This window comes from Pseudoalteromonas sp. APC 3355 (genome assembly GCF_030407615.1).
Classification (GTDB): domain Bacteria; phylum Pseudomonadota; class Gammaproteobacteria; order Enterobacterales; family Alteromonadaceae; genus Pseudoalteromonas; species Pseudoalteromonas distincta.
In genome coordinates this window covers 242,021-259,771 of the sequence record NZ_JASDDB010000002.1, presented here as the reverse complement: position 1 = coordinate 259,771, position 17,751 = coordinate 242,021, and the positions used below count along the sequence as shown (strand labels likewise).

Here is a 17,751-nt window from a genome sequence, read left to right as displayed (position 1 = left end):
TCTCTCCAAACCCTGTAGTGCCCCTTTTATAAGGGGCTATAAATAATTTACTTTTTAGCCAATGCTGAAATTCTGCTTGAAAGCGAGAATAAACGAATAAAGCCTTCAGCGTGTGACTGGTCATATACATCATCTTCGCCAAATGTAGCAAATGCTTCGCTGTATAAGCTATTTGGTGATTGCTTTTGAACCGCAGTTACTTGACCTTTATATAGCTTAAGTACCACTTCACCTGTTGCCACTTTAGAAAGTGCTTCTGCACCGGCTAAAATAGAATCTTTAAGTGGTGTAAACCAACGTCCGTCGTACACTAAATGTGAAAATTCACCACCTAGTACTTCTTTCCATTTACGGCTTGCTTTATCAAGCACTAGCTCGTCAATGGCTTGAAGCGCAGCCATAATTACTGTGCCACCTGGTGTTTCATAACAACCGCGTGACTTCATACCTACTAAACGGTTTTCTACAATATCAACACGCCCAACGCCATGAGGTGATGCAATATCGTTTAATTTAACTAAACAGTCATATGGTTTAAGTTCTTCGCCATTTACAGCAACCACTTCGCCTTCAACAACTTTTAAAGTTACTAGTTCTGATTTATCTGGTGCTTGCTCTGGAGAGTTAGTCCAAGTCCATACTTGCTCAGTTGGTTGACACCATGGATCTTCAAGCTCACCACCTTCGTGCGAAATATGCCAAGCGTTAGCATCACGGCTATAAATTTTTGTAGCAGATGCTGAACACGGAATGTCACGCTCTGCTAAGTAATCAAGTAATGATTCACGACTCGATAAGTCCCACTCACGCCATGGCGCAATTACTTTTAAATCTGGAGCAAGGGCTGCAAAACATGATTCAAAACGAACTTGGTCATTACCTTTACCAGTACAACCATGAGAAAGTGCATCAGCACCTACTTTACGTGCAATTTCAACTTGTGCTTTAGCAATAATAGGACGCGCCATAGACGTACCTAGTAAATAAGTACCTTCGTAAATCGAGCCCGTTTTAAGTGTTGGATAAATGTAATCACTTACCATTTCATCTTTTAAATCAACTACGTAACATTCTGAAGCACCTGAAGCGATTGCTTTAGCTTCTACGCCTTCAAGTTCTTCTGCGCCTTGACCTACATCCGCTACAAACGCAACAACTTCACAACCGTAGTTTTCTTTTAACCATGGCACGATAGCCGATGTATCAAGACCACCTGAATAGGCTAAAACGACTTTTTTAATTGAACTCATAGGTGTTCCTTAACAAAATTTGGATTTAGTAATGTAACTAGCAAAGCATTTTGCGCGTGCATGCGATTCTCTGCTTGTTGAATAATTTTCGATGCTGGACCATCCATTACCTCAGAGGTAATTTCAAATTCACGGTGTGCCGGTTGGCAATGTAATACCGTAGTTGCACCTGTTTGATCTAGCAATGCCTGATTTAATTGATAAGGCATATATTTTTCTTTAACTTGCTCAAGCGGTGTTGTATCACCCATTGATACCCATGTATCTGCATATACAACGTTTGCACCAACAGCCGCTTCAACACGGTCACTTACCATCACTGATGCGCCATTCATTGCCGCTATTTGCTCTGCCTTTTTAAGGATTTGCGAATCAGGCGAGCTGCCTTTTGGCGTTACAGCAACAAAATCAGTGCCAAGCGTTGCCGCTAAAAGCATTAATGAATGAGTTACATTGTTGCCCTCACCTAAGTAAGCCACTTTAAGCTCGCTCACATCGCCGTGAACTTCTTGAAGCGTTAAAAAATCAGCAAGAGCTTGGCATGGGTGGTATAAATCACACAAACTATTTACTACCGGTACTGATGCGTATTCACCTAATGTAGTTAATGTGCTGTGCTGATTTACGCGTGCAACAATACCATCGGCCCAAGTAGAAATATTAAGTGCGAAATCTTTAATTGATTCACGTGCACCCATAGCGCCATTTTGCTGATCTAAATAAACTGCATGGCCACCAAGGCGGTTAATACCTATATCAAACGATAAGCGAGTACGTAAACTTTGTTTTTCAAACAATGTTACGATTGATTTTCCCGCTAATACGTTGCTGTATTTTTCTGGTTTTGCTTTTATATCTTGCGCTAACTTTAATAAATTAAGTGCGCCTTCTTGGTCTAACTCTAAACCCGTTAAAAAATTCTCAAACATAATAAACCTATGGTGTAATCTTAGTTCCGACATGCTCGCCTTGTAGCAGAGCAGTTAAATTTTCTGGCTTTTGCCAGCTGGAAATATACACACCGCGTCGTAAATGTTGGGCAGCGTGAAGGCTGGTCTTAACTTTGACCTCCATCCCGCCCACAATTACTCCATTTGTAATTAAAGTATCAATGTGTTTTGTGTCAAGTTGATGTAACGGCTGTTTATTTTCGTCAAGCACTGCTTCAACATCCGTCATAAAAATAAGCTCAGCATTTAAGTTACTAGCAATAGCCGCTGCTGCTTCATCTGCATTTACGTTGTACCAAAGCCCTTGCTCATCAAAGCCTATAGAGCTAACAATCGGTAGGCGACCGATTTTAAGTAAATCATTAACAATAGAATCGTCGTTGCTTTTACATTTACCCACTAAGCAAAGCGCTTTTAGCTTTTGAGTGGCAGTAACACCTGCCTCAAAAAGGCTTAAGCCCACAGGCTTGTGCCCAGCACTAATAGCTTGAGTCATTAATTGTTTATTAGCGCAACCTGCGAGTGCACCCACTATATAAGGCATTTGCTCTGCTGGGCTAATACGTAATCCTTGGTGTTTAGCACTGGCAAAACCCGCTTGTTTTAACCATGTATCAACTAAAGCGCCACCGCCATGTACAATGACAAATTCATCATTTTTTTGCTCATTTAATACATCAAACAACGCTTTTGCTGCATTTTCTGTATTAAGTACTGCACCACCTAGCTTAATTACCCACGTTTTTTTACTCATTTAAAACGCTCCTTTTAATCCAGTGGTATGATCTAAATTCATAGAAATATTAATACACTGCAAAGCTTGTCCAGCAGCGCCTTTTAATAAGTTATCAATAGCAGACATCACAATTAACTGCGTTCCTTGTTGCTGCCAGCCAATATCAACAAATGGCTGCTTAGCTACACCTTTAATTGAAGGTACTTTATCGCCTAATAAACGAATTAATGGCTCGCTCGAAAGTACTTGATAAGCCGATGCAACGTTTTCCTTGGTAACGCCTGGCTTAAGCTGTACATAAATAGTTTCTAAAATACCGCGCGGAAAGCTACCTAAGTGCGGTGTAAACAACACTTTGTGGCCAAGGTGTTGTTCAATTTCAGGGCCATGGCGATGGTTAAACAAACCATAAGGTGCAAGCGACACTTCACAAAAATGTGTTCCTACACTGGCTTTACGCCCTGCGCCTGTAACGCCCGAAACCGCATTAATAATAATACTTTCGCTGCTTAATAAGCCTGCTTGCTTAAGCGGTTTTAGCGCATTAAGCGCTGCTGTTGGGTAACAACCTGCAACAGCAATTAGCTCTGCATTAGCGATAGCATCATGGTTCCACTCAGCTAGACCGTAAGCCGCTTCATTTAAAAGCTCTGGATGTTGATGCTCAAAACCATAGTAAGTAACGTAGTCGTCATTGCTTGCTAAACGATAGCCACCAGATAAATCAAATACCTTTTTACCCATAGCTAAAAATTGCGGCGCTAGATCAACACTTACTTTGTGATCGGTACATAAGCATACGTAATCAGCATCACTTTGAATGTCATCAAAAGCTGATACGCTAAGAGGAAGTAAAGGGCAGTCTAGTAAGCCAAGGTGCTCTGGGTATAAATCACTTAGCAATTTATTTTTATCTAAGCTACCCTCAGATACATAACAGCCTGTTAAAGTTAAGTTTGGATGCTTAGCAACTAAACTTGCTAACTCTGCGCCGCTGTATCCGCTTGCGCCAATAATCACTACATTCATTTGTTACTCGTTATCTTAAAATTAATTACTACTTATCTATAATGTTCGCTTAAACTAGCTTAGACGCTAATTAAGTCTTTTTTATTAATGAATTTTGATTATCGTCGCATTATTTTCATGGCGTTACTTTTAATATATTTATGCTTAAAAAGTGAATTGATATTCATCATAAATACTTTTATATTGTTATGCAATTAAATTGAATAATAATTTTGGATTTTTTTATGCCTTTGCCTTCGTTTATTTCCATGTACCAACAATTGATTGCAGCCCCTTCTATTAGTGCTATTGAAGACAACCTGTGTATGAGCAATAAAAACGTAATCGAACTCCTAGCCAGTTGGTGCGAAACAATCGGTTTTACGTGTGAAATTATAGAATTAGAAGGAGGTAAAGGGCGCTATAATTTATTAGCAAAACGCGGAGAAGGTGATGGCGGATTAATGCTAGCAGGTCATACCGACACAGTGCCTTTTGATGACAGTCGTTGGAACCATAATCCATTTAAACTTACCGAACTCGATAACAAATTGTATGGGCTAGGAAGTATTGATATGAAAGGCTTTTTTGCTTTTGTATTACAAGCGATTAGTGAACTTGATGAAAAGCAGCAAACTCAGCCTATTTTAATCCTTGCCACCGCCGACGAAGAAACAACGATGGCTGGTGCACAACAAATATGTAAGCACCCGAATTTAAAACCTGCGCGCTGTATAATAGGCGAACCTACTGATATGACGCCAGTATTTATGCACAAAGGCCATATGAGTACAGCAATAAGAGTGGTTGGTCGCTCTGGGCATAGCTCCGATCCCGAACGTGGTCTTAACGCCATTGAAGTAATGCATAAAGTGATTACAAAATTGATGATCTTAAAAGAACAATTAAAGCATAAGTATTCAATAAACCACTTCGAAATCCCTTATCCAACATTAAACTTAGGTAATATTCATGGCGGCGATAACGCGAATAGAATTTGTGGTTGCTGTGAAATGCATATAGATATGCGCCCATTACCAGGTTTAAGTGTACAAGAACTACAAGCATTCGTACTCGATGCAACGAAAGAGATAAATCAGCAATACCCAAATGCGGTGAGCGTTATTGATTTACATGAACCAATACCGGCATTTAGTGGTAGCACCGACAGTGCTTTAGTCAAAATGGCTGAAAAAATAGCGGGGCAAAAAGCGGTCGCAGTAAATTACTGCACTGAAGCGCCGTTTATCCAGCAACTCGGTTGTGAAACGATTGTAATGGGCCCAGGCTCAATTAACCAAGCACACCAGCCTGATGAATTTTTAGCGATGGAAAAAATAAAACCATCACAACAAATAATCACTGATCTTATAAAAGCAAATTGCTTTAGCTAATAAGATTACAATAAAGGCGCCAATTGGCGCCTTTATTAATACAGAACTAAGGCCTAATCACCTTTAACTTCTAAGTTAATAAACTTAACTAGTTCTTCAGGTTGCCCTACTAGCATCATAACTTGTTGGTTAATTTCCATCATAGTTTTACCTTCAGGTAGCTTTGCAGACACACTGAATGAATTTAAACCTTTCGCAAAGCTAGTTAAAGCCTCTGCAATATCTTCAGTTACAGGAGCTTGTTGTAACTGTTGCTCTAGCGTCATTTCCATTTGCTCAAGCGTCATACCTTGCTTTTCAAGCTCGCTTGATAGTAAATCTTTTAATTTACCTTGGTTATTTAAGGCAAAGCTAACATTACGCGGCTCTAATTTACTCATTGCTTGCATAACAAGTGTTTGCTGCTGTAATTCTTGCTCATACGTCAGCGGTTGCTCACCCGCTTCTTGCTGCGCCTTGCTAATAGCCAATGAAGCATCCATTAACGCTTTTGAATTAGCTAAACCCATATCCATATTAAAACTAACAATATCTTTTGCATCAAGCTTAACTACTACATCACTATTGCCAGACTCTTCATCGTAATCAAGTGATGAATGTAAGTCGTAACTTGCCGACGCTAACATTTCGTTTGTATCAGCTGGTAATTTTGATACGAAGCTTTTATCAAACTGAAAGCTTTTTACATCAAATGATGTATGTGGTGATATTTTATCCGGCTCGTAGCCAGTTATTTCAATGCTTTGAATATTAGCAACATTATCACCTTCAGGGCTTATTACTTCCATATTTGTTATTTCTACACTCTTTGAAATAACACTTGCCGATAAACCAGCGTATTTAAATGTAGCGCCAGTTTGCTCGCTTACTAAAGCAAGTTGCTTATCTACTTCTGCACGCACTTCTTGAGTTGCTACGTAGTTTGCGTAACTAACACCACCCACGCCTGCGGCCACAAGAGCTGCAACTATAACTAATTTTTTCATGTCATTTCCTTATTTAATTCTTTCTATAAAGTGTCTCAACTTAAGAGTAACACTGAAGAACATCACCGATAAGTGTTAATTAATCAAACTAAGTAACTCATGTACGGTTTTTACAGGGGTAATTTTAGCGCCTAGCCCTTCCATCGATTTATGGTAATTGCGAAATGGAATATATATTTCTGTAAAACCATGTTGTGCAGCCTCTTTAACACGCGGTACACCACTGTCTATTGGGCGTACATCGCCGTTTAAGCTAAGTTCTCCCATAATACACGTGGTACGAGGTACAACAAATTCGTTTAAACTGCTAAGTAACGCGGTTACTAATGCTAAATCGATGCAGGTTTCTGTCTCATCAATTCTTAAACCACCCACAATATTAAAAAACGTATCGTGAAATATTTTAGTTTTAGTATGCTTACGTAATATACCGGTCAGCATTTTTATACGATTCATATTTAAACCAACACAAACACGCTGCGGAAATTCAGCTTCTGTTTCGGTAGTTAAACATTGAATCTCAAGCAATAAATTACGATTCCCTTTACGAATACAGGTAATAGTAGAGCCAGGTGAGTCGGTGGTTGAACCCGATAAAAATATTTCACTTGGATTATCAACGCTTAACATTCCACGTTCACACATTTTAAAAATGCCAACAGTATCAATATCACCAAAGCGGTTTTTATTTGCCCTAAGTGTTCGTATTTGCCCATCGTTGGTATCTATGTGTAAAAGCGCATCAACAATATGTACAAGTGTTTGAGGGCCTGCTATTTCGTTATTTTTATTTACGTGAGCAATAATGAACATGGTTACATCATTTTGCTTACAGTACTGAGTTAATGCTTGGGCGGCGCTTTTTACCTGCGAAGGCGAACCTGGGCTACCATTTGCCGTATCGGTTACAACAGCTTGAATAGAGTCAATAACAGCAAACTTAATTTTATTTTTCTCGAGCTCTTCGATGATGGTTTCAACGCTCGTTTCTGAAAGTAAATAAAGCTCGTCCGGGTTATAGTTTAACTTTAAACGATTTACCCTGTTTTTAAACTGCGATAAAGATTCTTCTGCCGTACAGTAAAGTGACGGCATCCGTTGTGACATTCTCGCCACTAGGTCAGATAGCAAAGTTGTCTTACCCGCCCCCGGATCGCCGGAAATTATATTAACAGAGCCAGTAGTCACCCCGCCGCTTAGTACGCGATCAAGCTCGCCGATTTCAGTTAGCTGCTTTTCAGCCTCTGATGTAGCAATATCATTGATTTTTTTAGAGCCACCGCCAACACCACCAGCATAACCACCAACGTTTGCTCGTATTGATGCTTTTTTGCTGTGCCCTGCTGAAGGCTTAAATTCCGCTAATGTGTTCCACGCACCGCAGCGACATTGACCCTGCCAACGTTGATAGTTCATGCCACATTCGGTACAAACAAATTCTACTTTTGCCGCTTTAGCCATTGATAACTTTACCTACTATTCTTTAAATTAAAAAAATTCTTACTATTAAGCGCTTATTTTGCCATTTCAGGCATTTACTTAGCAACAAACTCTTGCCTGCTTAAAAATCTAGCGTCACAATCAATAAATACACATGGTGTTTCTTTTTAGCTATAATTTAGGGCATACTTTTTGCTTTGTAATAGTTTAAAGTAACTTGCCAATAAAATGGCAAATAACACATACATAACAAGAGCTAAACAGTAGCAACTCAAATAATTGTACCTATATTAATAACATAGCGCGATTTAACGTTTATTGAACTTCTAATAAATGGACTTAACAGTATACCTACTTTTTCAATTAGACGGTGATGGTTTTATAAATGGCTGATGACATAATGCTCAAACACGAAGACCTCGTGAATGAGTTAAAAACATATTTAGGCAACGCTAAATTTGATCTAATTTTCAAATCAAAAACCGCAGGGTTAACTAAACCTGAGCAATTTTTAATGAAAATGGAAATGTCGCGTTTATCTCAGCCAGTGGCACGTTTTGTTGATCTTCGTGGATTAGTGACAGGCCAAGTAAAACCATATGAGCATAACGGCAAGCAACACTTTATGGATGACACAGCCATTGAAGTGTTTGAAAAAGCGCTTAAACAACATGGTGAATACACCTTAGCTGTTTACGAAGCCGTAATGAATACAGAAAATAACCACCGCGTATTACAAAAACAAGCAGCTGAAAAATCAGAGTTACAAGAGTTAGAAAATAACTTAAACACTGAAGTAATTAAGTTTGCCTCTTACGAGAGCCGCCGTGAAGAACGGATGAATTACTCAATAAAAGTAACGATTGATTACAAAGATAAAAAGAACATTGCTGCTAGCACCTCAGATATATCTTTAAGCGGTTGTAAAGTTAAGCTTGCAACGCGCTACTCTATAAAAAAAGGCGAACTCATCGCAATGCGCTTAGTAGGCCTTGAGCAAGACTTTGAACTTGGCCTAAAAAACGGTATTCAATACGAAGTTGTTGCAGTAGAAAATATCTCTCGTGAATTTAATCACATCCGTTTAAAGCGCACTTATATAGAAAACAACGATGCCTTTAATGACTTTTTAGAAAGTTTTATTCATGGTAATAAGCGTCGTTATAAAGTAAATCTAGATAATACGCTCGATGCTGTAGTATCAAAGGGGTATGAGCAGTACTACATTCCTCGCGTAACGTCTTTATATGTGTTTTTAAGTAAAAAAGATGAGCAATATTACCCAAGCCTTAGCCTTACCACTGAAAATAATATTTTTATTCAGCGCTACTTTACCGATGAAAGAAAAACACCGTGTTTGTACAATATACTTAATCATCAGCGTATTACACAATTACTAACTCAAATTACCGCAGTAAAAGAAGATTACCTCTATACATTTACACATATATCATCAGGTAAAATTTATTACTACTCAGCGACGCGTACAGAGTTAAATAACAACCCTCAATTACGTGATCTATTTTTAGGTTTTGGTAGCCAAAAAGAGAGCTGGCAGTGTTTTAAAATACAAATAATGCCAAGTCATCCAGATGATTCTTTTATACCGCTTTCACTACCTAATAGTGCCGGTGAAAATATAGAAAAATTAAATAAGCCGCCTTCACCTCGTGTAAAAGGCCTTATAAAAGATGTTAAGTATATTGTTGTACTTACAAATATTGGCAATAAAGCTGAACAAGCAAATTATAAACAACTTACTTTTGATAAAGCATTAGTAAATCAGCTTAAGCACTTTGGCCACGCAAAACACAAAACACCACCCTACTTAGATATTGTGCCACTTGAATACGTAAATTTACGCTCGCATAAGCGCTATCTTTATAAAACACCAGTTAGTGTTACTATTAATGATGAGGTATTTAATGGCTATACACGTGACTTTTCGGTAATGGGTTTGCAGTTAGAGTGCGAACAACCTGCCACATTTAAAAAAGGCGATATAGTACTTTTAGCATTCCCTGAACTTCAAAAAATAACTAAAAAGCATAAGCTTAGTGAACTAAAGTACGAAGTAATGGCCATCAGTAAGTCATTTACTACTATTAACCTAAAAGCAAATCGCATTGCTGATTTACCCCATGCTGGCGTGACCTTTTTCACTCAGCTAATAGAAGGTAATAAAGACAAACTTAAAGTATCTGAAGAAGCACCTAAAGTAGAAGGCTTATCTACCGCACTTAGAAATATGGTAACAAAAAGCGTTTGCCAATTTCCGCTATATTTACACAAAGAAGCTGCACACTTTAAAACGGGTGCAATTGGATATGGGTTATACGCCAGCCCTATTCACGTGATTTTGCAAAACTTTGGTTTATTAAGTAACAAAACTGACTTTTCGAGCATTCTGACTGAAGAGCAAATTATTAATGTAATAACACCAAATATCAAAGATCGCAGCCGCCAAGATGCACCACTTGCTTTTACACTTGCTATTAACTTCGACCCTCGAAAAGGCAGTATTGAAGAGGCTATTGTTAGCCAATGCGCTTTAGGTGAAGACTACTCAAGCTTTTATAAGCAAATTAGTAAAGACATTACATCGCAACTTATATTCGTAATGCGCTTGTATATATCGCGCACAGGTCGCCCCGATACTGATTATCTTTCTAATGAGCTAAAATACGTAAGTCAGTACGCAATGCACAAAGCTAAAGATTTAGAAGAAGCCTTATGGGCCGTAGCTGGTGTGGGTGATGTAGTAGATATAACTGAAGAAGCGCTAAGCCATTTAGAACTAAAAAAAGAGCAAGTAGCACAAATGAGCCGCCGTAAGCTTATTTGGTTAAACCGCTTACGTTAAGCGGTTTAACTTAATTTATTTTAAAGTGTTGGCTGTTTTTCTAACGGAATAGCCAACATATACAACAATTGCAATAATGACCCTTCACAAATAGCCGCTTGTGCTTGCTCAACCACTTTAGGCTTACCATGTACGGCCACACCTAGGCCAGCTTTTGCCATCATCACTAAATCATTTGCGCCATCCCCAATAGCTACAGTTTGTGCTTTTTTAAGCCCTAGCTTTTGCTGAAGCACCTCTAATACGACCGCTTTTTGCTGCGCATCGACAATCGTACCCAGTACTTTACCTGTTAGCTTGTCGTCTTTAAATTCGAGCACATTAGCGTGCACTTCATCTAAATTAATCAGCTCTTGTACACGCTCTGCAAAAGGCACAAAACCACCTGAGGCAATCGCCAAATACCAGTTATGTTGCTTTAAAATTTGGCACAGTATTTTAATACCAGGCATTAATGGTAATGTACTTTTCAGTTCTTCAATTAAGCTTTTTTCAATACCTTCAAGCTTAGCTACACGCTGATATAAACTCTCACTAAAATCAAGTTTACCCGCCATTGCAAGTGCAGTTACAGAGGCAACTTCATCGTATACGTTCGCAAGGCGTGCTATTTCGTCTATGCACTCAATAGTTATTGCAGTTGAATCCATATCCATAACCAATAAACCAGGCTCATATAAATTAGGCGGCGTAGCAACTTGCACTAATTGACAATCAAGCGTGTTTGAAAATTCTTGTAGTACTAACGGGTTTATAGTTTTATCTGCATTTTGCGCGTAAAAACACAGTGCTGGTGCAAGCCCTAAATCAGGTTGGTATTGGCATATAGCGGTGACGTTTTGGTTATGTGTCGCTAAAAAGTCAACAATACTGGCAATGTGTTTTTCTTCAAAATCACCTGCAAATGCGATGCTAAATAACCCTAATGCTTTGTTTGGAATATAATCGAGAGGTGTAGATACACCACCACTATAGCTAAACCATTTATTTAGAGTTAAGTGTTGTAATGGTTGCTCAGCAGCTTGCTGTGCCATGTTGATTTGCGACATGGGATCTCCGTGTTTATTTTTATTTTCCTGATAGTTGGCATCTCAAAACTGCTATTCTCAACACTAAATTCGCCATCAGGTGGGGTTTAAGGTTATAGTTAGTGTAGTTGTAACATCAAATCAAAATGCTGTCAGTAGCATAAACGGTGACTATGAAAAATAACCATATTAAAAACCCTATAAGCGCATCCCAAAGAAAGCGACTCGTTCGCTTAATTCTTGCGGCTGGCTGTTTTGTATTACTAAGCTGGGTGGGTGTTAATAGTAGTTTTAAGAGTCACCAGTTACTGTACGATAGCGCCGACAGCACCGCAAAAAGCCTCACTCAGTTTATGGCTTTAAATGTTAAAACACCTTTAATCGAAAAAAACAAACCCCAGCTCAATGCAATTTGTAACGATATAAGTAAAGATGAGTTCGTGCTTTCGGCCACTATTTACGATCAACAGGGTATTTTATTAGCCAGTAGCGACAATTGGCAGTCGCACCATGTTTATGGTCAACTTTCTGATTCTACCCCCGGAATAAGTAAGTTAAAAACACCTTTTATGGAACCTGTTATAAGCGATGATGACCGCCCTATAGGTTTTGTATCTATTACTTATTTAACTCGCGCTGCAATATCCGACAGCCATAATCATTTTCATGACTTAGGCAGACAGGTTTTATTAATGCTAGTGATTGCTTGTATTTTTACGTGGCAGTTAGGCCGTGGATTAAAACGCTGGCAGGTAAATCGTTATATGCAAAAAACATCTGAACAAGAATCATAAAGTTGCTTGGCAAGCGTCTCTTTTTCGCTGTCTGGCTTTAAATCACATAGTGCGTCAAACACATCAGGTATATGCAATGGCGTGTTAACCTCCCCTTGGTAGCCACTTAACGGCATTGAAGGTGAATCTGTTTCAAGCACTAAGTGCTCGGGCTCAATAGCGGCAATAACAGCACGGGTTTTAGCTGCACGTTCATAGGTAATAACACCGCCTACGCCAAGCTTAAAGCCCTGTTTGATATAATACTTCGCTTGTTGGATTGAACCTGAAAATGCATGAATCACTCCCCCATTTTTTGGCTTACAACGTTTAAACGATTGCGCAATTAAATCATGGCTTTGCCTGTGATGTACAATGAGCGGTAAGCTTAGCTCATTAGAAAGCCCTATTTGTTGTTCAAATAAATAAGTTTGTTTAGAGAGGTTTTCAATGCTTCTATCAAGCCCACACTCACCAATAGCCACCAGCTGATGCTTATTTGTAGTTGCAAACTCGAATAATGCTTCTATGTGCGATTCTTCATGCTGTTTTAAAAAATAAGGGTGCAGCCCTGCCGCTATTTTTATACTTGGATAGGTTGCTTTGAGCCCTATAAGAGTATGCGATTGAGCAAGCGTAATACCCGGTACAACAAACTGATTAACTCCCTTTGCTACACACTCGTTTATCAGCGATTCACGACTTGAATCAAACTCACTAAAATCGAGGTGGCAATGAGAGTCAATAAATTGCACGGTTACTTACTCATCTATTTATTAAGGATTTAAGCGTGTAATTTGCCAGCTATTATCTGCTTGGCGCTGATACATAAAACGATCATGTAAACGATGCGCCCCACCTTGCCAAAACTCAATTTTAGTGGGCACTACACAATAACCGCCCCAAAAATCAGGTAATGGAATTTCACCTTTAGCAAACTTGTTTTTCATATTAGCAAAGGTTTCCATTAGTACTTTACGTGATGACACCGGACGACTTTGCGCTGATGCCCACGCTGCTAATTGGCTTTCTTTAGGACGAGATAAAAAGTACTTTGCCACAGCAGAAGTTGGTAATGGTTTAGCCTCACCGTATACAATAACTTGGCGTTCCATGTGATGCCACGGAAAGTGAAGCGATATTTTGTTATTACCTTTAAGCTCCTGCGCTTTACGCGAACCTGTATTGGTAAAAAATACAAAGCCGTTATCATCCAGGTGCTTTAAAAGCACTATACGCTGTGAAGGCTGACCGGTTTCATCAACAGTTGCTACAACCATCGCTGTTGGATCGGGTAATTGGCTTGCTACAGCATGCTCAAGCCATGTTTCAAACTGCTTGAATGGGTCATCTTGCAAGTTATCTTCGCTTAACGCGTCTTGCAGGTATTCACGGCGGATATCTTCGAGTTTCATAACAAATCCTTTAAATAAAGACTTAGAAAAGAGCTTAGAGTAGCGAGCTTAAAACAATAGATATTGAGTAGTAACAAATATTAAGATTCAGGTATATGTGATAGCAATAACACCGAGTCTCGGGTGTATTCGATAGCAATAAACACAGAGCCTCAGGTGTATCGTTGGGTTTCGTTTCACTCAACCCAACCTACAACGCAAACTACACAGCTCAGATATCTGCAAGTGTAGGAGTGCTAGCAAGGCGGTAAAACTATTTATGCCAAGGAGCATACGGTTTGTATGTGACTTAGGCTAAATAGTTTTACCAACGCAGCTAAAGCGAACTACACGCAGCAGACGGTTCACCTAAGTAGTTTAGCCTAAGACAAGGCATCCAACCCGACTTATCCCTATGAGCATACGGTTTGTATGTGATTAGGGTAAGTCGGGGTGGATAACGCAGTATTAGGTTAAAATACGACGGTGATTACATTTGCTCCATAACTTCAATGCCAAGTAAATCTAATCCCGTTTCTAATGTTCTTGAAACCAAATTACACAACACTAAACGGCTATCGCGCACGCTTGGCTCTACGCCTTCTTTAAGTACTGGGCAAGCTTCGTAAAATGTCATGTATAAGCTTGCAAGCTCGTATAAGTAACCACATAGTACGTGCGGTGTTGCTTCGCTGATCATTAAATCAAGTACTTCTTCGAGCTGTAGTAGCTTAAGTGCAAGTGCTTTTTCTTGAGGCTCAACAATTGCAACGTCTGAATTTAATGTAGCAGCATCAACGCCTGATTTGCGGAAAATACTGCGTACACGTGTATAAGCATATTGTAAGTAAGGAGCTGTTGCGCCTTCAAAACTTAGCATGCTGTCCCAGTTAAAAATGTAATCACTGGTACGGTGCTTAGAAAGGTCGGCATATTTAACTGCGCCAATACCTACTTTACGTGCAATTTCGCTGCGATCGCTATCACTTAAATCAGACTCACGTTCAGCTAATTTTGCGGCTGCGCGGTTAATTGATTCTTCTAATAAATCAGCAAGTTTTACTGTGCCGCCAGTACGTGTTTTAAATGGTTTATTATCGGCGCCCATCATGGTGCCAAACGGGCAAAACTCGTAACTTGTTTCGTCTCTTAATAAACCAGCTTTACGCGCTGTTAGCTCTACTTGGTTAAAGTGTAGATTTTGACGTGCATCTACAAAAATTAAGATGCGATCAGCACCTAATTTGTTTGAACGGTAGTCACATGCCGCTAAGTCTGTTGTTGCATATAAAAAACCACCGCCAGATTTTTGTACGATAAACGCTGATGGCTCGCCATCTTTATTAGCTAGCTCATCTAAAAACACCACTTGCGCGCCTTGCGACTCTACGGCAATGTTTTTATCTTTAAGTAGGCTAATAATATCGTTAAGCTCTGCATTGTATGCGCTTTCAGCCATAATATCGGCTTGGGTAAGCGTTACATTTAAACGCTTGTATACTTCTTCTGAGTGTTTAACTGAGGTGGCTATAAATAGTTTCCAAAGTTTTTCACAATGCGCATCGCCGCCTTGTAATTTAACAACGTAATCACGTGCTTTATCTGCAAAGCCTTCTTCGTCGTCAAAGCGTTTTTTAGCATCGCGGTAAAAAGTTTCTAAATCAGCAAGCGCAACAGTATCTAAGTCAACGCCTTGACTAATTTGATCTTCTAAATGCGCGATTAACATACCAAATTGCGTACCCCAATCACCCATGTGATTTTGGCGCACAACCGTATCGCCTCTAAATTCAAGCGCACGTACAATTGAGTCACCAATAATGGTTGAACGTAAATGACCTACGTGCATTTCTTTAGCTAGGTTTGGTGATGAATAATCAACAACAACTTTTTGTGGCTTAGCATGTTCGTTTACAGCTAGTTTTGCATCATTGTTAGCCGCTTTCACGCTTTGCGCTAAAAACTCAGGCTTTAAATGAATATTAATAAAACCTGGACCCGCAATTTCAGTCTTTTGTGCAATATCGCTTACATCAAGGTTATCAATAATTTTTTGTGCAAGCTCACGCGGGTTGCTTTTCATTTTTTTAGCTGCGCCCATGGCTGCATTAATTTGGTAATCACCAAATTGTGGACGCGTGCTTTGCGTTACTGCCGGGTTTGTGTCTTCAGGTAAGCCTGCACCGACCATAGCTGCAATGGCTTTTTCAATTAAAATAGTACGAATATTCATATTTTTTTACCTTTATAAACCCGCCAAAGCAGGTTTTCTTTTAATTCTTGTAAATGAGCTCTAGTTTTCGCGTGTATGGCTAAACATTACTTCTGGGTAACGCTCTACCGATAAGTTAAGATTTACACGGCTCGGTGCAATGTAAGTTAAGTTATCGCCGCCATCGAGTGCTAAATTGCTTTCGCATTTACGTTTAAATTCTTCAAACTTTTTAACGTCATCACTGCTTACCCAGCGTGCCGTATTCACGTTTACGCCTTCATAAATAGCATCAACGTTATATTCTGCTTTTAAACGCGCTACAACCACATCAAACTGAAGTACACCTACCGCGCCTACTATTAAGTCGTTATTAATAAGTGGTCTAAATACCTGTACAGCCCCTTCTTCAGAAAGCTGTACTAAGCCTTTTAATAATTGCTTTTGCTTAAGCGGATCGCGAAGGCGAATACGACGAAATAGTTCAGGGGCGAAGTTAGGAATACCACTAAATTTAAGTTTTTCGCCTTGCGTGAACGTATCACCAATTTGAATTGTACCGTGGTTATGCAAGCCAATAATGTCGCCAGCGAAAGCATCTGCGGCACGTTCACGATCGCCCGCCATAAAGGTTACCGCATCAGAAATGCTCACTTGCTTGCCAATTCGCACGTGATTCATTTTCATGCCTTGGCTGTACTTACCCGATACAATACGCATAAATGCAATACGGTCACGGTGTTTAGGGTCCATGTTGGCCTGAATTTTAAATACAAACCCGGTAAAGTTTTCTTCAGTTGCAACAATTAGTCTGTCTTCGGTTTCACGTGGTAATGGCGTTGGCGCCCACTTAGTTAAACCATCTAACACGTGATCAACACCAAAGTTACCAAGTGCGGTACCGTAATAAACTGGCGAAAGCTCACCGGCTAAAAACAGATCTAAATCAAATTCGTTTGATGCACCAATAACAAGCTCAAGCTCATCGCGTAACTGCGCAGCTAAGTCTTCACCAATGGCAATATCTAACTCTGGATTATCAAGGCCTTTAATTGTGCGAACATCTTGAATTTTATGACCTTGGCCCGTTTTATATAAAACAGCTTCATCATTATGAATGTGATAAACACCTTTGAACTCTTTACCACAACCAATTGGCCAAGTAATGGGTGCACAGGCAATATTTAGCTCTGTTTCAACTTCGTCCAGCACTTCCATTGGGTCGCGAATATCACGGTCACATTTGTTCATAAATGTAACAATAGGTGTGGTACGCAGGCGTGTAACTTCCATTAGCTTACGGGTACGGTCTTCTACACCTTTAGCCGCATCAATAACCATTAAGCACGAATCTACTGCTGTTAATGTACGGTACGTATCTTCAGAGAAATCTTCGTGTCCTGGCGTATCAAGTAAATTAACAAGTGCGTCGTTATATGGAAATTGCATTACAGACGTAGTAACTGATATACCACGCTCTTTTTCCATTTCCATCCAGTCAGATTTAGCATGCTGGTTAGAGCCGCGACCTTTTACAGTACCAGCTCTTTGAATAGCTTGTCCGAATAACAATACTTTTTCGGTAATCGTTGTTTTACCAGCATCCGGGTGAGAGATGATAGCAAAGGTCCTTCGCTTGCTGATTTCATTGATAATAGTCTGGTCTGCCATTGATAAATTCTTTTAGTTTATATGCGGGGTTGAATGCATTTTAATA

14 protein-coding genes are annotated in these 17,751 nt (G+C 39.5%); 3 read left to right on the top strand and 11 right to left on the bottom strand.

Annotation, left to right across the window (positions count from 1 at the left end; genetic code table 11):
* Nucleotides 1–47 precede the first annotated feature (47 nt).
* The 4 genes from QMA08_RS04445 to argC are packed head-to-tail and all read right to left on the bottom strand — an operon-like array spanning nucleotide 48 to nucleotide 3,965.
* The gene (locus tag QMA08_RS04445) at nucleotides 48–1,250 is read right to left on the bottom strand and encodes an argininosuccinate synthase (protein WP_007377844.1); all 1,203 of its coding nucleotides are present in this window, start codon (nucleotides 1,248–1,250) and stop codon (nucleotides 48–50) included.
* Entirely contained in the window at nucleotides 1,247–2,179 is a 933-nt protein-coding gene (locus QMA08_RS04440) for an ornithine carbamoyltransferase (RefSeq protein ID WP_002958764.1), read from the bottom strand. The genes QMA08_RS04445 and QMA08_RS04440 overlap by 4 nt, the downstream gene beginning before the upstream one ends.
* A 7-nt stretch (nucleotides 2,180–2,186) precedes the next feature.
* Nucleotides 2,187–2,954: an acetylglutamate kinase gene (argB, locus tag QMA08_RS04435; RefSeq protein WP_182716083.1), complete on the bottom strand. Its 768-nt coding sequence runs from the start codon at nucleotides 2,952–2,954 to the stop codon at nucleotides 2,187–2,189.
* A complete protein-coding gene (gene argC, locus QMA08_RS04430) occupies nucleotides 2,955–3,965 on the bottom strand; it encodes an N-acetyl-gamma-glutamyl-phosphate reductase (protein ID WP_290173791.1) in 1,011 nt (336 codons plus the stop codon).
* Nucleotides 3,966–4,189: 224 nt separating this feature from the next.
* On the opposite strand from argC, the gene argE reads away from it, so the two are divergent.
* Nucleotides 4,190–5,338 (top strand): acetylornithine deacetylase, encoded by a 1,149-nt coding sequence (argE, locus tag QMA08_RS04425; protein WP_290173790.1) that lies wholly within the window; start codon nucleotides 4,190–4,192, stop codon nucleotides 5,336–5,338.
* A gap of 53 nt (nucleotides 5,339–5,391) precedes the next feature.
* Here argE and QMA08_RS04420 read toward each other — a convergent pair whose 3' ends face one another.
* Nucleotides 5,392–6,324 (bottom strand): hypothetical protein, encoded by a 933-nt coding sequence (locus tag QMA08_RS04420; protein ID WP_024603815.1) that lies wholly within the window; start codon nucleotides 6,322–6,324, stop codon nucleotides 5,392–5,394.
* A gap of 75 nt (nucleotides 6,325–6,399) precedes the next feature.
* Nucleotides 6,400–7,785, bottom strand: a complete 1,386-nt coding sequence (gene radA / locus QMA08_RS04415; protein WP_002958769.1) for a DNA repair protein RadA — start codon at nucleotides 7,783–7,785, stop codon at nucleotides 6,400–6,402.
* Between the two features lie 364 nt (nucleotides 7,786–8,149).
* Between radA and QMA08_RS04410 the strand changes: the two genes are divergently transcribed.
* Nucleotides 8,150–10,627, top strand: coding sequence for a PilZ domain-containing protein (locus QMA08_RS04410; RefSeq protein WP_290173789.1), 2,478 nt, complete (start codon nucleotides 8,150–8,152; stop codon nucleotides 10,625–10,627).
* Nucleotides 10,628–10,647: 20 nt separating this feature from the next.
* On the opposite strand, the gene serB is transcribed toward QMA08_RS04410, so the two are convergent.
* Complete coding sequence (gene serB, locus QMA08_RS04405) at nucleotides 10,648–11,676, bottom strand: phosphoserine phosphatase SerB (protein WP_290173788.1); 1,029 nt, start codon at nucleotides 11,674–11,676, stop codon at nucleotides 10,648–10,650.
* Between the two features lie 152 nt (nucleotides 11,677–11,828).
* Here serB and QMA08_RS04400 point away from each other — a divergent pair, with 152 nt between their 5' ends.
* Nucleotides 11,829–12,449 carry an AhpA/YtjB family protein gene (locus QMA08_RS04400; RefSeq protein ID WP_290173787.1) on the top strand — a complete coding sequence of 207 codons (621 nt, stop codon included), beginning with the start codon at nucleotides 11,829–11,831 and terminating at the stop codon, nucleotides 12,447–12,449.
* On the opposite strand, the gene QMA08_RS04395 is transcribed toward QMA08_RS04400, so the two are convergent.
* The 4 genes from QMA08_RS04395 to prfC all read right to left on the bottom strand — a co-directional run bounded on the left by QMA08_RS04395 (nucleotide 12,416) and on the right by prfC (nucleotide 17,705).
* Nucleotides 12,416–13,183 (bottom strand): TatD family hydrolase, encoded by a 768-nt coding sequence (locus QMA08_RS04395; protein WP_290173786.1) that lies wholly within the window; start codon nucleotides 13,181–13,183, stop codon nucleotides 12,416–12,418. The genes QMA08_RS04400 and QMA08_RS04395 overlap by 34 nt on opposite strands.
* Before the next feature lie 21 nt (nucleotides 13,184–13,204).
* A complete protein-coding gene (gene pdxH / locus QMA08_RS04390) occupies nucleotides 13,205–13,843 on the bottom strand; it encodes a pyridoxamine 5'-phosphate oxidase (protein WP_002958774.1) in 639 nt (212 codons plus the stop codon).
* 469 nt (nucleotides 13,844–14,312) lie between these two features.
* Nucleotides 14,313–16,055 carry an arginine--tRNA ligase gene (argS, locus tag QMA08_RS04385; RefSeq protein WP_002958775.1) on the bottom strand — a complete coding sequence of 581 codons (1,743 nt, stop codon included), beginning with the start codon at nucleotides 16,053–16,055 and terminating at the stop codon, nucleotides 14,313–14,315.
* A gap of 60 nt (nucleotides 16,056–16,115) precedes the next feature.
* Entirely contained in the window at nucleotides 16,116–17,705 is a 1,590-nt protein-coding gene (prfC, locus tag QMA08_RS04380) for a peptide chain release factor 3 (protein ID WP_290173785.1), read from the bottom strand.
* Nucleotides 17,706–17,751 lie beyond the last annotated feature (46 nt).

Excerpts from the sequence above, each read along its gene's own strand:
- QMA08_RS04445 (WP_007377844.1), bottom strand. The coding sequence starts at position 1,250 with ATGAGTTCAATTAAAAAAGTCGTTTTAGCCTATTCAGGTGGTCTTGAT.
- QMA08_RS04440 (WP_002958764.1), bottom strand. The coding sequence starts at position 2,179 with ATGTTTGAGAATTTTTTAACGGGTTTAGAGTTAGACCAAGAAGGCGCA.
- argB (WP_182716083.1), bottom strand. The coding sequence starts at position 2,954 with ATGAGTAAAAAAACGTGGGTAATTAAGCTAGGTGGTGCAGTACTTAAT.
- argC (WP_290173791.1), bottom strand. The coding sequence starts at position 3,965 with ATGAATGTAGTGATTATTGGCGCAAGCGGATACAGCGGCGCAGAGTTA.
- argE (WP_290173790.1), top strand. The coding sequence starts at position 4,190 with ATGCCTTTGCCTTCGTTTATTTCCATGTACCAACAATTGATTGCAGCC.
- QMA08_RS04420 (WP_024603815.1), bottom strand. The coding sequence starts at position 6,324 with ATGAAAAAATTAGTTATAGTTGCAGCTCTTGTGGCCGCAGGCGTGGGT.
- radA (WP_002958769.1), bottom strand. The coding sequence starts at position 7,785 with ATGGCTAAAGCGGCAAAAGTAGAATTTGTTTGTACCGAATGTGGCATG.
- QMA08_RS04410 (WP_290173789.1), top strand. The coding sequence starts at position 8,150 with ATGGCTGATGACATAATGCTCAAACACGAAGACCTCGTGAATGAGTTA.
- serB (WP_290173788.1), bottom strand. The coding sequence starts at position 11,676 with ATGTCGCAAATCAACATGGCACAGCAAGCTGCTGAGCAACCATTACAA.
- QMA08_RS04400 (WP_290173787.1), top strand. The coding sequence starts at position 11,829 with ATGAAAAATAACCATATTAAAAACCCTATAAGCGCATCCCAAAGAAAG.
- pdxH (WP_002958774.1), bottom strand. The coding sequence starts at position 13,843 with ATGAAACTCGAAGATATCCGCCGTGAATACCTGCAAGACGCGTTAAGC.
- argS (WP_002958775.1), bottom strand. The coding sequence starts at position 16,055 with ATGAATATTCGTACTATTTTAATTGAAAAAGCCATTGCAGCTATGGTC.
- prfC (WP_290173785.1), bottom strand. The coding sequence starts at position 17,705 with ATGGCAGACCAGACTATTATCAATGAAATCAGCAAGCGAAGGACCTTT.